General features: G+C 68.7%; 12 protein-coding genes. 6 read left to right on the forward strand and 6 right to left on the reverse strand.

The genetic code is table 11. The annotated features are described in order from the left end of the window. The first annotated feature begins 148 nt into the window (after positions 1 to 148). The 5 genes from gap to ACFC3F_RS02780 all read left to right on the forward strand — a co-directional run bounded on the left by gap (position 149) and on the right by ACFC3F_RS02780 (position 3,888). Positions 149 to 1,153 carry a type I glyceraldehyde-3-phosphate dehydrogenase gene (gap, locus tag ACFC3F_RS02760; RefSeq protein WP_376126340.1) on the forward strand — a complete coding sequence of 335 codons (1,005 nt, stop codon included), beginning with the start codon at positions 149 to 151 and terminating at the stop codon, positions 1,151 to 1,153. A 9-nt stretch (positions 1,154 to 1,162) separates the two neighbouring features. Beyond that, on the forward strand, positions 1,163 to 2,377 hold the full coding sequence (locus ACFC3F_RS02765) for a phosphoglycerate kinase (RefSeq protein WP_376126343.1): 1,215 nt from the start codon (positions 1,163 to 1,165) through the stop codon (positions 2,375 to 2,377). Further along, a complete protein-coding gene (gene tpiA / locus ACFC3F_RS02770; RefSeq protein ID WP_376126345.1) occupies positions 2,368 to 3,159 on the forward strand; it encodes a triose-phosphate isomerase in 792 nt (263 codons plus the stop codon). Before ACFC3F_RS02765 ends, tpiA begins: the two co-directional genes overlap by 10 nt. A gap of 124 nt (positions 3,160 to 3,283) precedes the next feature. Then, positions 3,284 to 3,535 carry a preprotein translocase subunit SecG gene (gene secG / locus ACFC3F_RS02775; RefSeq protein ID WP_376126348.1) on the forward strand — a complete coding sequence of 84 codons (252 nt, stop codon included), beginning with the start codon at positions 3,284 to 3,286 and terminating at the stop codon, positions 3,533 to 3,535. Next, positions 3,535 to 3,888, forward strand: a complete 354-nt coding sequence (locus ACFC3F_RS02780) for an RNA polymerase-binding protein RbpA (protein WP_376126351.1) — start codon at positions 3,535 to 3,537, stop codon at positions 3,886 to 3,888. Before secG ends, ACFC3F_RS02780 begins: the two co-directional genes overlap by 1 nt. Here ACFC3F_RS02780 and pgl read toward each other — a convergent pair. Genes pgl through tkt form a run of 6 tightly spaced genes read right to left on the reverse strand, consistent with a single transcriptional unit; the run spans position 3,882 to position 11,983 of the window. Continuing rightward, positions 3,882 to 4,661, reverse strand: coding sequence for a 6-phosphogluconolactonase (gene pgl / locus ACFC3F_RS02785; protein ID WP_376126354.1), 780 nt, complete (start codon positions 4,659 to 4,661; stop codon positions 3,882 to 3,884). The genes ACFC3F_RS02780 and pgl overlap by 7 nt on opposite strands. After that, positions 4,654 to 5,607 (reverse strand): glucose-6-phosphate dehydrogenase assembly protein OpcA, encoded by a 954-nt coding sequence (locus ACFC3F_RS02790; protein WP_376126357.1) that lies wholly within the window; start codon positions 5,605 to 5,607, stop codon positions 4,654 to 4,656. Before ACFC3F_RS02790 ends, pgl begins: the two co-directional genes overlap by 8 nt. Further along, on the reverse strand, positions 5,604 to 7,154 hold the full coding sequence (gene zwf, locus ACFC3F_RS02795; RefSeq protein ID WP_376126360.1) for a glucose-6-phosphate dehydrogenase: 1,551 nt from the start codon (positions 7,152 to 7,154) through the stop codon (positions 5,604 to 5,606). Before zwf ends, ACFC3F_RS02790 begins: the two co-directional genes overlap by 4 nt. A gap of 13 nt (positions 7,155 to 7,167) precedes the next feature. Then, positions 7,168 to 8,790 carry a glucose-6-phosphate isomerase gene (locus ACFC3F_RS02800; RefSeq protein WP_376126363.1) on the reverse strand — a complete coding sequence of 541 codons (1,623 nt, stop codon included), beginning with the start codon at positions 8,788 to 8,790 and terminating at the stop codon, positions 7,168 to 7,170. Next, positions 8,787 to 9,905 carry a transaldolase gene (gene tal / locus ACFC3F_RS02805; protein WP_376126365.1) on the reverse strand — a complete coding sequence of 373 codons (1,119 nt, stop codon included), beginning with the start codon at positions 9,903 to 9,905 and terminating at the stop codon, positions 8,787 to 8,789. The genes ACFC3F_RS02800 and tal overlap by 4 nt, the downstream gene beginning before the upstream one ends. Beyond that, entirely contained in the window at positions 9,902 to 11,983 is a 2,082-nt protein-coding gene (tkt, locus tag ACFC3F_RS02810) for a transketolase (RefSeq protein WP_376126368.1), read from the reverse strand. Before tkt ends, tal begins: the two co-directional genes overlap by 4 nt. A 255-nt stretch (positions 11,984 to 12,238) precedes the next feature. Between tkt and ACFC3F_RS02815 the strand changes: the two genes are divergently transcribed. Further along, positions 12,239 to 13,165 (forward strand): heme o synthase, encoded by a 927-nt coding sequence (locus tag ACFC3F_RS02815; RefSeq protein WP_376126370.1) that lies wholly within the window; start codon positions 12,239 to 12,241, stop codon positions 13,163 to 13,165. Positions 13,166 to 13,438 lie beyond the last annotated feature (273 nt).

Below are 13,438 nucleotides of genomic sequence, written 5' to 3' on the forward strand. Positions count from 1 at the left end.
CTGAGCGCTGCGCTAGTGTCGTAGTCGGCGAGGATGCCCCGGCGGCCCCGTCGTTCGGGTTGACGGGACCATCTTCGCGTTCAAGGGAGATCGCGTGACAGGGACGCCGATCAGGGTCCCGGCGCGACGAGAAAAAACGGGAGATACCGTGACCGTCAAGATCGGCATCAACGGCTTCGGCCGCATCGGACGCAACTACCTCCGCGCTGCGCTCGCGCAGGGCGCGGACCTGGACATCGTCGCGGTGAACGACCTCACCGACAACAAGACGCTCGCCCACCTGCTCAAGTACGACTCGATCCTCGGCCGTCTCGACGCCGACGTGTCCTACAGTGCCGATTCGATCACGGTCGGTGACAAGACGATCAAGGTCTTCGAAGAGCGCGATCCCGCGAACCTGCCGTGGGGCGAACTCGGCGTCGACATCGTGATCGAGTCCACCGGTCGCTTCACGAACGCCGACGACGCGCGCAAGCACATCGAGGGCGGCGCGAAGAAGGTGCTCATCTCGGCACCCGCGAAGGGTGAGGACGGCACGTTCGTCATGGGCGTCAACGAGCAGGATTACGATCCCGCCACGATGCACATCATCTCCAACGCGTCGTGCACGACGAACTGCCTCGCGCCGATGGCGAAGGTCTTCAACGACGAGTTCGGCATCGAGAGCGGTCTGATGACGACGGTGCACGCGTACACGGCGGATCAGAACCTGCAGGACGGCCCGCACAAGGATCTGCGTCGTGCGCGCGCTGCCGCGCTCAACATCGTCCCCACCTCGACGGGCGCAGCCAAGGCGATCGGGCTCGTGCTTCCCGAGCTCAAGGGCAAGCTCGACGGCTTCGCACTGCGCGTGCCGGTCCCCACGGGCTCGGCCACAGACCTGACGATCGAGACGCGCGAGGGCATCACGGTCGACGAGATCAAGGCGGCGTACAAGGCGGCCGCCGAAGGTCCCCTGAAGGGCATCCTGAAGTACACCGAAGACGAGATCGTCTCGAGCGACATCGTCACCGACCCGCACTCGTGCATCTTCGACGCCGGGCTCATCCGGGTCATGGGCAACCAGGTGAAGATCGTCGGCTGGTACGACAACGAGTGGGGCTACTCGAACCGTCTGGTCGACCTCACCGAGTACGTCGCCGAGCGTCTCTAAGATCGTCGTATGACCCTGCGCACCATCGATTCGCTCGGGCCGCTCGCCGGCAAGCGCGTCATCGTCCGCTGTGATCTGAACGTCCCCCTCAAGGACGGCGAGATCACCGACGACGGCCGCATCCGCGCTTCACTGCCCACTCTCAACGCGCTCATCAATCAGGGCGCCGTGGTGGTCGTCTGCTCGCATCTCGGACGCCCCACGGGGCCGGACGACGTGTCGCTCAGCCTCGAACCTGTCGCGCAGCGGCTTGCCGAGCTGCTCGGCAAGCCCGTCGCCTTCGCGCGCGACACCGTCGGCGACTCCGCCCGTGAGGCCGTCGCCGGTCTCGAGCCCGGCGAGGTCGCGGTACTCGAGAACCTGCGTTTCGAGCACGGTGAGACATCCAAGGATGCCGCCGAGCGCGGCGCCTTCGCCGAGCAGCTGGCCATCCTCGGAGACGCGCTCGTCTCGGACGGGTTCGGCGTCGTGCACCGCAAGCAGGCCTCGGTCTACGAACTGGCCGAACTGCTGCCCAGCGCGGCCGGTCTGCTGATCGAGACCGAAGTGGGCGTGCTCGATCGCCTCACCGAGAACCCGCAGCGCCCGTACACCGTCGTCCTCGGCGGGTCGAAGGTGAGCGACAAGCTCGGCGTGATCGAGCATCTGCTGCCGCGTGTGGACCGGCTGCTCATCGGCGGAGGGATGATGTTCACCTTCCTCGCCGCCGAGGGTCACGCCGTCGGGGCGAGCCTGCTCGAGAAGGACCTGCTCGAGAAGGTCAAGGGCTACATCGCCACGGCGAAGGAGCGGGGCGTGCAGCTCGTCCTGCCCGTCGACGCCGTCATGGCGCAATCCTTCGACGCCGAGGCCGCGCATGTCGTCGCCGACGCGACCCACCTCGAGGACACCGCCTTCGGCGCCTCGGGGATGGGGCTCGACATCGGCCCGCGCACCGCCGCGACGTTCGCGGCGGTCGTGCGCGATTCGGCGACGGTGTTCTGGAACGGTCCCATGGGCGTCTTCGAGATGCCGGCGTTCGCAGCGGGCACGAAGGCGCTCGCCAAGGCGCTCACCGACGTCGACGGTCTGTCGGTCGTCGGCGGCGGTGACTCCGCGGCCGCCGTGCGCCAGTTGGGGTTCACCGACGACGAGTTCGGACACATCTCGACGGGAGGCGGGGCGAGCCTCGAATTCCTCGAGGGCAAGACACTTCCCGGACTGGAGGTCCTCGGATGGCAATGACGGCACGCACCCCGCTCATCGCGGGCAACTGGAAGATGAATCTCGACCACCTGCAGGCGGTCGCGTTCGTCCAGAAGCTGCACTGGGCGCTCAAGGATGCCAAGCACGAAGACGGCTCGGTCGAGGTGGCGCTGTTCCCGCCGTTCACCGACATCCGCACGGTGCAGACGCTCCTCGACGCGGACAAGATCCCGTTCGCCCTCGGTGCACAGGATGTGTCCGCGCACGATTCGGGGGCGTACACGGGCGAGATCTCGGGGGCGTTCCTCGCGAAGCTCGACAACGCGTACGTCATCATCGGCCACTCCGAACGGCGTCAGTACCACAACGAGACCGACGAGATCGTGGCGGGCAAGGTCCAGGCCGCCCTGCGCCACGGCATCGCCCCCGTCATCTGCGTCGGCGAGACCTCGGAGGATCTCGAGAAGTTCGGCGCGAGCGCCGTGCCCGTCGGTCAGCTCGAAGTGGCGCTCGAGGGCGTGAAGCCCGAGGCGGACATCGTCGTCGCGTACGAGCCCGTCTGGGCGATCGGCTCCGGTCAGGCGGCGACGCCCGAGCAGGCGCAAGAGGTCTGCGCGAAGCTGCGCGAGGTCGTGGCCGCGAAGCTCGGTGACGAGGCCGCGGCCCGTACCCGTGTCCTCTACGGCGGCTCGGTCAAGGCCGCCAACATCGCGAGCTTCATGCGCGAGCCCGATGTGGACGGCGCGCTCGTCGGAGGTGCGAGCCTCGTCGTCGACGAGTTCGCCGCGATCATCCGGTTCCAGAAGCACGTCGGCGTCTGAATCGTGCGACGGGCTCGTCGACGATCCGACATCGCCGACGAGCCTGTCGAGACTTGTGCGCCCGGCCCGTATACTTGACCCTTGTGCGATCGCTGGGAGATCGCGGCGAAAGGCTTCAACGACTGTGCAGATCCTCGAGTTCGTCCTCCAGGTGCTCCTCGGCATCACGAGCCTCCTGTTGACCCTCCTCATCCTGCTCCACAAGGGGCGCGGCGGTGGCCTCTCCGACATGTTCGGCGGTGGCATGACCTCATCGATGGGCTCGTCCGGCCTCGCCGAACGAAACCTCAACCGGTTCACGGTCGTCCTCGCCTTCGCGTGGTTCCTGTCGATCGTGGCGCTGGGCCTGGTCACCAAGTTCCAGGGTCTGCTCTAATGGCTTCCGGGGGAAACGCGATCCGCGGCACGCGCGTCGGTGCCGGTCCCATGGGCGAGCAGGACCACGGCTTCCACGCCGATCGCGTCGCCGTGTCCTACTGGGATGCCGTCGGCAACGAGACCGTCCGCTATTTCGCGGCGGGCATCCCCGACGAGGAGATCCCCGAGACGATCGACTCGCCGCACTCCGGTCTTCCGGCCGGACGCGACAAGACCAATCCGCCGGCGGTCGCCAAGACCGAGCCGTACAAGACCCACCTCGCGTACGTGAAAGAGCGTCGCACCGAAGAAGAGGCCGACGCGCTCCTCGACGACGCGCTCACGCAGCTGCGCGAGCGCCGCGGTCAGTAGTCGCGGTCGATGAGCTCGGGGGGAACCTGCCCCGCCGCCGCGTCATCGACGAAGAACACCGTGCGTTTGCGGCCCTTCGCGCCGCCCGCGGGCACGCTCTCATAGCTCGCACCGGCGAGCGCGAGTCCGAGCGCCGCCGCCTTGTCGGCGCCGGCGAGGACGAGCCAGACGCGCTGTGAGGCGTTGATCACGGGCCGCGTCATCGTGACGCGCTCGGGCGGAGGCTTGGGGGAGTCGCGCACGTCGAGGACCGCACGATCGGTCACCTGGATCTCGGGGCGATCGGGGAACAACGACGCGATGTGCGCGTCGGGGCCCACTCCGAGCAGGCACACGTCGAACGATGGCCACGGCTGGTCGGGCGTGCCGAAACGTGCGAGCTCGGCGGCATAGCGTTCGGCCGCCGCATCGAGGTCGATGCCCTCGTCGCTGCCGGCGGCCGCGTGGATGTTCTCGGCCGGGATGTCGAGCGAGTCCAGCAGCGCGCGCCGGGACTGCACGTCGTTGCGGTCGTCGTGGCCGTTCGGCACGAAGCGCTCGTCGCTCCACCAGAAGTGCACGAGTGACCAGTCGATGTCGGCCATGCGTGCGTCCCGGCCCGCCGTGGACAGCACGCGCCCGCCCATCGAGCCACCCGTCAGCGACACGTGCACCGTCTTGCCGCGCTCGGTCCGCTTGAGGATCCGTGTGATCAACCTCGTCGCGACCGCGGTCGCGAGTGCCTCGGGGTCGGCCGCGATCACGACCCGCTTCTCGCCATCGAGCTCAGCCATGAGTCTCCTGCATCGCACCGGTGTCCAAGAGCGCCCAGCCCTCGGTGATCACTCGACCATACAGGAGGTCCGGACCGAGCCTGCGGAGCTCTTCCGCGAGGCATTCGCGCAGTGTGCGGCGGGGGAGCACGAGGTCGTGCAGCGGCTGGCCGGGCTGCGTCAGGCACGCCACGGCGGGACTGGACCGCTCCAGCAGGATGTCACCGTCCGCCCGCACGAGTCGCACCGACTTGATGCCCTCGGCCCACTCGTCTTCGGGCAGGTACTGCCAGTCCACGGGCACATCCAGAGCGAGGCGCAGCCACGCCGCGAGCAGTGCCGTGGACGGCGACGTTCCCGCGCCGCGCACCTCGACCGCCGTGACGGGCTGGTACGGCGGCTGGTCCAGGACGGCGGCGAGCTGTTCCCGCCAGTGCGTCAGACGCGTCCAGGCGAGGTCGGTGTCGCCGGGCGCGTGCGTGCGCCCGAGGTGGGCGACGAAGCTCGACGGGTCGGGCTTGGTCGCGGCATCCGTGATGCGGCGCTGCGCGATGCGCCCGATCGAGGTCGTCGACGGCGAATCCGGCGTCGTGTTGGGCCACCACGCCACGACGGGCGCGTCGGGCAGCAGGAGCCCCGTCACGAGGCTCTCCTGGTTCGACCTCGCGGCCTCGCCGAGCGCGTGGAGCGTGACGACCTCGCTGGCTCCGGCGTCACCGCCGACGCGGATCTGGGCATCGAGCCGCGCTTCGGGGGCATCCTCGTCGAGCATGAGCACGATGACGCGCATCGGGTGCTCGCGCGAGGCGTCGTTGGCGGCCTCGATGGCCTCTTCCATCGCGCGCTCGTTCGTGAGGATGATGAGGGTCAGCACGCGCCCGAGGGCGACGACACCGCCCTCTTCGCGCACGTTGACCAGAGCGCGCGAGATCTTGCTGACGGTCGTGTCGGGCAGATCGACGATCACGGGCGCCTCCAGGCTCGTCCGTCGCGGGCAAGCATGTCGTCCGCGGATGGGGGGCCCCAGGACCCGGGCGAGTACTGCTCGAGCGGACCGCCCTGCTGTTCCCAGAACTCCTCGATGGGATCGAGGATCTTCCACGAGAGCTCGACCTCTTCGTGGCGGGGGAACAGCGGCGGGTCGCCCAGGAGCACATCGAGGATCAGTCGCTCGTAGGCTTCGGGGCTCGCCTCGGTGAAGGCGTGGCCGTAGCCGAAGTCCATCGTGACGTCGCGCACCTGCACTCCGGCACCGGGCACCTTCGAACCGAAACGGATCGTCACGCCCTCGTCGGGCTGCACACGGATGACGAGGGCGTTCTGCCCCTGACCCGATGTCTGGCTCGATGGGAAGAGCAGCTCGGGAGCGCGTTTGAATACGACGGCGATCTCGGTGACGCGCCTGCCCAAGCGCTTGCCCGTGCGCAGGTAGAACGGCACGCCCGCCCAGCGGCGCGTGTTGATCTCGAGCGTGATGGCGGCGTAGGTCTCGGTCGTGGACTGCGGGTTCATGCCTTCCTCTTCGAGGAAGCCGAGCACCTTCTCGCCGCCCTGCCAGCCGCCGGCGTACTGCCCGCGCGCCGTCGAGCGCGCGAGGTCGTTCGGCAGCGTCACGGCGCCGAGCACCTTCTCCTTCTCGGCGCGCAGATCGCGGGCCTCGAACGAATTCGGCTCCTCCATCGCCGTGAGCGCGAGCAGCTGCAGCAGGTGGTTCTGGATGACGTCGCGTGCCGCGCCGATACCGTCGTAGTAGCCGGCCCGGCCGCCCACACCGATGTCCTCGGCCATGGTGATCTGCACGTGGTCGACGTAGTTGCGGTTCCAGATGGGCTCGTACAGCTCATTCGCGAACCGCAGCGCGAGGATGTTCTGCACCGTCTCCTTGCCGAGATAGTGGTCGATCCGGAAGATGGAGTCGGTCGGGAACGCCGCACGCAGCGCGTCGTTCAGAGAGCGCGCCGACTCGAGGTCGTGCCCGAACGGCTTCTCGATGACGACGCGTCGCCAGCGCTCCGGCTGGTCGGCGGTGTCATCGACGAGCCCGGATGCTTTGAGCTGCTCGGCGACGACGGGGAAGTCCTTCGGCGGGATCGACAGGTAGAAGGCGTGGTTTCCCATCGTGCCGCGCTCGACGTCGAGCCGATCGACCGTCTCACGCAGGCGGTGGAAGGCCTGCGGGTCGTCGAACTCGCCCTGCACGAAGCGAATGCCCTGCATGAGCTGCTGCCACGTCTCTTCACGGAACTCCGTGCGAGCGTGCTCGCGCACCGCCTGGTAGACGACCTCGGCGAAATCCTGGTCGGCCCAGTCGCGGCGGGCGAAGCCGACGAGCGCGAAGCCGGGCGGCAGGAGCCCGCGATTGGCGAGGTCGTACACGGCGGGCATGAGCTTCTTGCGCGACAGGTCACCGGTCACCCCGAAGATCACGAGGGCGCTGGGCCCCGCGATGCGGTTCAAGCGGTGGTCATCGGGGTCGCGGAGCGGATTGTGTCCGCGCGAGACTTCCACGGTCATGTGGGAGCGGCTCCTACTGGGCTGCTTCGAAGAGCGTGAGCACTTCGGCCTGCGGATCGGTCAGGGTGAGCGTCACGACGGGACGACCGTGCCCGTCCGCGAGCACGCTCGCGTCGCCCGCCGCCTGCGCCTGGATGAGCTGCCCGAAAGTGAACGGCCGCCCCGGGATCTCGAGATCGACGTCGGTCTGCTCGAGGATCTGCAGGAACACGCCCGTCGCGGGGCCGCCCTTGTGGTACTGCCCGGTCGAGTGCAGGAAGCGCGGACCCCAGCCGAACGTCGTCGGACGCCCGGAATCAGCCGCCACGAGCTCGCGCAGACCCTGCAGCTGCGGCAGTCGCAGGCGGTCGACGTAAGCCTGCACCGCGACGTAGCCGTCGGCGGGGATGCGCGCCCACAGGGCGTCGAGGACGCCGGCGAGCGTTCCGGATGCCGCGAGCTCGGGGTCCGAGACGCGCACCTCGACGCCGTCGGCGGTGAAGGCCGCGGCCGTCGGCTCGGGCCGGGCGTCGAGCAGGCCACGCGTGGCGATCTTCGCCGATTCGACATCGGGCTGATCGAAGGGATTGATCCCCAGCATCCGCCCCGCGATGACCGTCGCGTATTCCCACACGATGAACTGCGCGCCGAGCGAGCCGCTCACGAGAACTTCGCCGTCATGGTGCTCGAAGAGGTGGAACTCCTTCGCCTCGTCGACCAGGCGCACGATCTGCATGTCGGCGGGCTTTCTCTCGACCTCGGGGGAGACGGGGAGCAGCACGACGGGAAGGATGCCGGTGCCTTCCTTGCCCGTCGATTCGGCGACGAGCTGCTCGATCCAGTCGGGCAGTCCCACGATGTGCGTGCCGTCGGTGACGAGGCCGAGCTTGTCGCGGCGCGGGTCGGCGCCCGCGATGGCAGCGGCCAGGACGAGTGCCGGATTCTCCGGACTGTCGATCGCCACCTCGAGAAGGGTCGCCTCGGCTTCGTCGAGGATCCCGGAGATGTCGGCACCGGCGAGTCCGGACGGCACGAGGCCGAACGCCGTGAGCGCCGAGTAGCGTCCGCCGACCGTCGGGTCGGCGTTGAAGACGCGATAGCCGTCGGCGCGCGCCGCCTTGTCCATCGGCGATCCGGGGTCGGTCACGATGACGATCCGCTCGACGGGGTCGACCCCGATGTCGCGGAACGCGGCCTCGAAGGCTCGCTTGGCGGAATCGGTCTCCACCGTCGAACCGGACTTCGACGACACGACGAGCACCGTCTTGTCGAGTCCGCCGGCCTCGGGGTCGCCGTCGATCGCGGCGAGGACCTGCCCGGGTGCCGTGGAGTCGAGGATCACGAGCGGCACTCCGGCCGTCTGGGTGATCACTTCGGGCGCGAGCGAGGAACCGCCCATGCCCGCGAGCACGACGCGGGTGACGCCCTTCGCCACGAGATCGGCGCGCAGTGCCTCGATCTCGGGCACGAGCGGACGCGAAGTGCTGACCGCCTGCACCCAGCCGAGACGCTGAGCCGCCTCGGCTTCGGCTGCGGGGCCCCACAGGGTCGGATCGCCGGCGGTGATGGCCGAGGCGACGAGGCTCTCGGCCAGACCGGGAAGGGTGGCCTCGACGACGGACTTGGCGTGGCCGCTGAGGTGGATGTCGAAGCTCATCGGTCTTCCTTCGCGTTCGTCAGGGCATCGGTCACGGTCTGCTGCAGGTCGTGCCACGACGCGATGAACTTGTCGACGCCTTCGTCTTCGAGCACCTGCGTGACATCGGCGAAGTCGATGCCGACGGCAGCGAGATCGGCGAAGACCTGGTGCGCGGCCTCGTAGGTGCCCGTCATGGCGTCGCCGGCGATCTCCCCGTGGTCGAACGTCGCCTCGAGCGTCTTCTCGGGCATCGTGTTGACGGTGCCGGGAGCGACGAGCTCGGTCACGTAGAGCGTGTCGGGAAGCGACGGGTCCTTGACACCGGTCGACGCCCACAGCGGGCGCTGCACGTTCGCGCCGAGTTCGATGAGCTTGCGGGCCCGCGCCTCGGCGAACTTCTGCTCGTACAGCTCGTAGGCGAGGCGCGCATTGGCCACGCCCGCGAGGGACTTCAGCGCCTCCGCGTCGTCGGAGCCGATCGCCACGAGACGCTTGTCGACCTCGGTGTCCACGCGTGAGACGAAGAACGACGCGACCGAGTGGATCGAACCGAGGGAGAAGTCCGCCGCGAGTGCGCGCTCGAGCCCCTCGAGGTAGGCATCGATGACCTCGGCGTAGCGCTCGAGGCTGAAGATGAGCGTCACGTTCACGCTGATGCCGGCCGCGATGGTCTCGGTGATCGCGGGCAGCCCCGCTTTGGTCGCCGGGATCTTGATGAGCACGTTGTCGCGACCCACCCGCTTGTACAGCTCCTTCGCCTGAGCCACCGTCGCTGCCGTGTCGTGAGCGAGATCGGGGGAGACCTCGATCGACACACGACCGTCGACGCCGTTCGTGGCCTCGTACACGGGCAGGAAGATGTCGGCGGCGTCGCGCACGTCATCGGTCGTCGCCGCGAAGATCGCGGCATCCGCATCTGCTCCGGATGCCGCGAGCTCGGCGATCTGCGCCGCATACGCGTCGCCTCCGCCGCCGATGGCGCCCTGGAAGATCGTCGGGTTCGTCGTGACGCCCGTGATGTTGCGGGAGTCGATGAGCTCGGCGAGGTTGCCTGAGGTGATGCGGGTGCGCGAGAGGTCGTCGAGCCAGATACTCACGCCCGCCTCGGACAGCTGCTGAGTGGGAGTGCTCATGCGTTCTCCTTGAGGGTTTCGCGGGCCGCGTGCACGACCGCTTCGGCGGTGATGCCGAACTTCTGGAAAAGGGTCTTGTAGTCCGCGGACGCGCCGAAGTGCTCGATCGACACGGAGCGGCCCGTGTCGCCGACGATGTCGCGCCACGTGAGGGCCAGACCCGCCTCGACCGAGACGCGCGCCTTGACGGCAGAGGGGAGGACCGATTCGCGGTACGCCTCGTCTTGCTCGGCGAACCATTCGAGTGACGGCACCGACACGACGCGCGCCTGCACGCCTTCGGCGGCGAGCGTCTCCCGTGCCTCGACGGCGAGCTGGACTTCGGACCCCGTCGCGATGAGGAGGACGTCCGGTTCGCCGTTCGGTGCGTCGATGAGCACGTACGCGCCCTTCGCCACGGCGTCGGTCGACGCGAAGCCGTCTTCGCCGCGCGGGAAGACCGGGATGTTCTGGCGCGTCAGCGCGATGCCGGCGGGGCCTTCGTTGCGGCGCAGGATCTCGAGCCACGCGGCTGCGGTCTCGTTGGCGTCGGCGGGGCGCACGATCGCGAGGTTCGGGATCGCGCGCAGCGTCGCGAGTTGCTCGATGGGCTGATGCGTCGGGCCGTCCTCACCGAGCGCGACGGAGTCGTGCGTCCACACGAACACCGAGGGCACGTTCATGAGCGCCGCGAGACGCACGGCGGGGCGCATGTAGTCGCTGAAGATGAGGAACGTGCCGCCGTACGCCCGGGTCGGTCCGTGCAGCACGATGCCGTTCACGATCGCGGCCATCGCGTGCTCGCGGATGCCGAAGTGCAGCACCCGCCCGTAGCGGTCGCCGGACCATTCGCTCGTGGACCACTCGGCCGGGATGAACGACTTCGCCGACTTGATCGTCGTGAGGTTGGACTCGGCGAGGTCGGCCGATCCGCCCCACAGCTCGGGCAGCTGCTCGGCGAGGGCATTGAGGACCAGGCCCGATGCGGCGCGCGTCGAGACGTCCTTGCCTGCTTCGAAGCTCGGGAGCACATCGGCGATGCCGTCGGGCAGAGTCGCCGCCTCGAGCCGGTCCAGCAGAGCCTTGCGCTTGGGGTTCGCGGCAGCCCAGGCATCGAACGATTCCTGCCACGCGGCGCGGTCCGCCCGCGCGCGGTCGGCCAGCTGGCGCGTGTGCGCGATGACGTCGTCGGCGACGACGAAGGACTGCTCGGGATCGAAGCCGAGCACCTTCTTCGTCGCGGCGAGCTCGTCGGCGCCGAGGGCGGAGCCGTGGATCTTGCCCGTGTTCTGCTTGCCCGGCGACGGCCATCCGATGATCGTGCGCAGGATGATGAGCGACGGCCGCTCGGTCTCCGCCTTGGCGGCCTCGATCGCGGCATACAGCTCGGCGACGTCTTCGACGTAGTCGCCCGTCTTCTTCCAATCGACGGTCCGCACGTCCCAGCCGTATGCCTCGTAGCGCGCGGCGACGTCCTCGGAGTAGGCGACGTTGGTGTCGTCTTCGATCGAGATCTGGTTCGAGTCGTAGATCGCGATGAGGTTGCCGAGCTGCTGGTGTCCCGCGAGTGAGGATGCCTCGCTCGTGACGCCTTCCTGCAGGTCACCGTCGCCGGCGATGACGTAGACGAAGTGGTCGAAGGGGCTCGTTCCCGCCGCGGCATCCGGATCGAACAGACCTCGCTCGTAGCGGGCCGCGTACGCGAAGCCGACGGCCGAGGCCAGGCCCTGGCCGAGCGGTCCGGTCGTGATCTCGACGCCGTCGGTGTGGCCGTACTCGGGGTGTCCGGGGGTCTTCGAACCCCACGTGCGCAGGCTCTCGAGGTCTTCGAGCTCGAGACCGAAGCCGCCGAGGTACAGCTGCACGTACTGCGTGAGCGAGGAGTGACCGACCGAGAGGATGAAGCGGTCGCGGCCGAGCCAGTCGGTGTCGGTCGGATCGTGGCGCATCACCCGCTGATACAGCAGGTACGCCGCCGGAGCGAGGCTCATCGCCGTGCCCGGGTGGCCGTTGCCCACCTTCTCGACGGCGTCCGCCGCGAGGATTCGCGCGGTGTCCACCGCGCGCCGATCGATTTCGTCCCACTGCAGATCCGACACCCGGCCGCCTTCCAGAAAGAGGGGTGCGCCCGTCGAAGCCGGTCAGCAGACCGCGTCCTGGGAAGGGGCAGCCGGCCCGGGGGCGCGCGTGTGATTTCAGCATAGCGAAGGCGCATGCCGCGACGACGATGCGAACGCATCGACGGTGGCTCGGCGAACGCATCGACCGCGGGTCGCCCGCGGCGCCGGGAGAGGCGCGAGACGCCGGATGGCCTAGACTTGAGGGGATTCTGTGGCGGGCGAAGAGCGGGAGCAATGGACACGACGACACTGCGGACGACTGCGACATCCGCCACCCGTCGCCCGCTCGGACGGAAGATCCGCGCTTACGTCCAGCTGACCAAGCCGCGCGTGCTCGAGCTGCTGCTCGTGACGACCGTGCCCGTCATGGTTCTCGCCCAGAACGGCCTGCCCGATCTGTGGCTCGTGCTCGCGACCGTGATCGGCGGTTCGCTGAGCGCCGGCTCAGCCGCCTCGTTCAACATGTACCTCGATCGCGACATCGACGCGCACATGGCGCGCACGGTCAACCGTCCGATCGTGACGGGAGAGGTGTCGCCGCGCGGCGCCCTCGTCTTCTCCTGGGTGCTCGCCGTGGTCTCGACCGCGTGGCTGCTGTTCACGACGAACTGGGTCGCCGCGGCACTGTCGGCGGGCGCGATCTTCTTCTACGTCGTGATCTACACGATGATCCTCAAGCGCCGCACCGAGCAGAACATCGTGTGGGGCGGCATCGCCGGCTGTTTCCCCGTGCTGATCGGCTGGACGGCCGTGACGGGCTCGCTCGCGTGGCCCCCCATCATCCTGTTCGTCGTCGTCTTCCTCTGGACGCCGCCGCACTACTGGCCGCTGTCGATGAAGTACAAGGTCGACTACGAGGACGTCGACGTGCCCATGCTGGGTGCGACGCGCAACGGCTCGCAGGTCGGCCTGCAGGTGATCCTCTACGCGTGGGCGACCGTCGCCTGCTCGCTCCTGCTCATTCCCGTCGCGCACATGGGGCTCGTCTACTCGGTCTCGGCGATCGTCTTCGGCGGATGGTTCATCTACGAGTCGCACCGCATGTACAGCCGGGCCGTGCGCGGCACCGAGGCGCGCCCCATGCGCGTCTTCCACGCGTCGATCACCTATCTGACGCTCCTCTTCGTCGCGATCGCCGTCGACCCGCTGCTGCCGTTCTGAGCCCCGCTCGGCGCGCCCGTGGTCTCGACTCGGGCGACAGCTCACGGCCGGGCTGGGGTCGAGGACCACTGCGGCCCGCGCTACCGAAACCCGCAGTCGCTACCCGAACTTCGGGCGCGCGTGCGTGTTTCGGTAGCGCGACGGTGGTGGCCGGGCGCGTATGCAGGTTTCGGTAGCGCGAGGGTGTCGGCCCGGCGCGCGTGCAGGTTCTGGTAGCGCGAGGGTGGTGGCCGGGCGCGCGTGCGGGTTTCAGCAGCCGCTACCGAAACCTGC

Origin of the sequence: Microbacterium sp. NPDC055910 (assembly GCF_042271185.1) — a bacterium.
In the GTDB taxonomy this organism is placed as follows: Bacteria; Actinomycetota; Actinomycetes; order Actinomycetales; family Microbacteriaceae; genus Microbacterium.

Excerpts from the sequence above, each read along its gene's own strand:
- ACFC3F_RS02815 (WP_376126370.1), top strand. The coding sequence starts at position 12,239 with ATGGACACGACGACACTGCGGACGACTGCGACATCCGCCACCCGTCGC.
- tal (WP_376126365.1), bottom strand. The coding sequence starts at position 9,905 with ATGAGCACTCCCACTCAGCAGCTGTCCGAGGCGGGCGTGAGTATCTGG.
- pgl (WP_376126354.1), bottom strand. The coding sequence starts at position 4,661 with ATGGCTGAGCTCGATGGCGAGAAGCGGGTCGTGATCGCGGCCGACCCC.
- tpiA (WP_376126345.1), top strand. The coding sequence starts at position 2,368 with ATGGCAATGACGGCACGCACCCCGCTCATCGCGGGCAACTGGAAGATG.
- zwf (WP_376126360.1), bottom strand. The coding sequence starts at position 7,154 with ATGACCGTGGAAGTCTCGCGCGGACACAATCCGCTCCGCGACCCCGAT.
- ACFC3F_RS02780 (WP_376126351.1), top strand. The coding sequence starts at position 3,535 with ATGGCTTCCGGGGGAAACGCGATCCGCGGCACGCGCGTCGGTGCCGGT.
- ACFC3F_RS02765 (WP_376126343.1), top strand. The coding sequence starts at position 1,163 with ATGACCCTGCGCACCATCGATTCGCTCGGGCCGCTCGCCGGCAAGCGC.
- ACFC3F_RS02800 (WP_376126363.1), bottom strand. The coding sequence starts at position 8,790 with ATGAGCTTCGACATCCACCTCAGCGGCCACGCCAAGTCCGTCGTCGAG.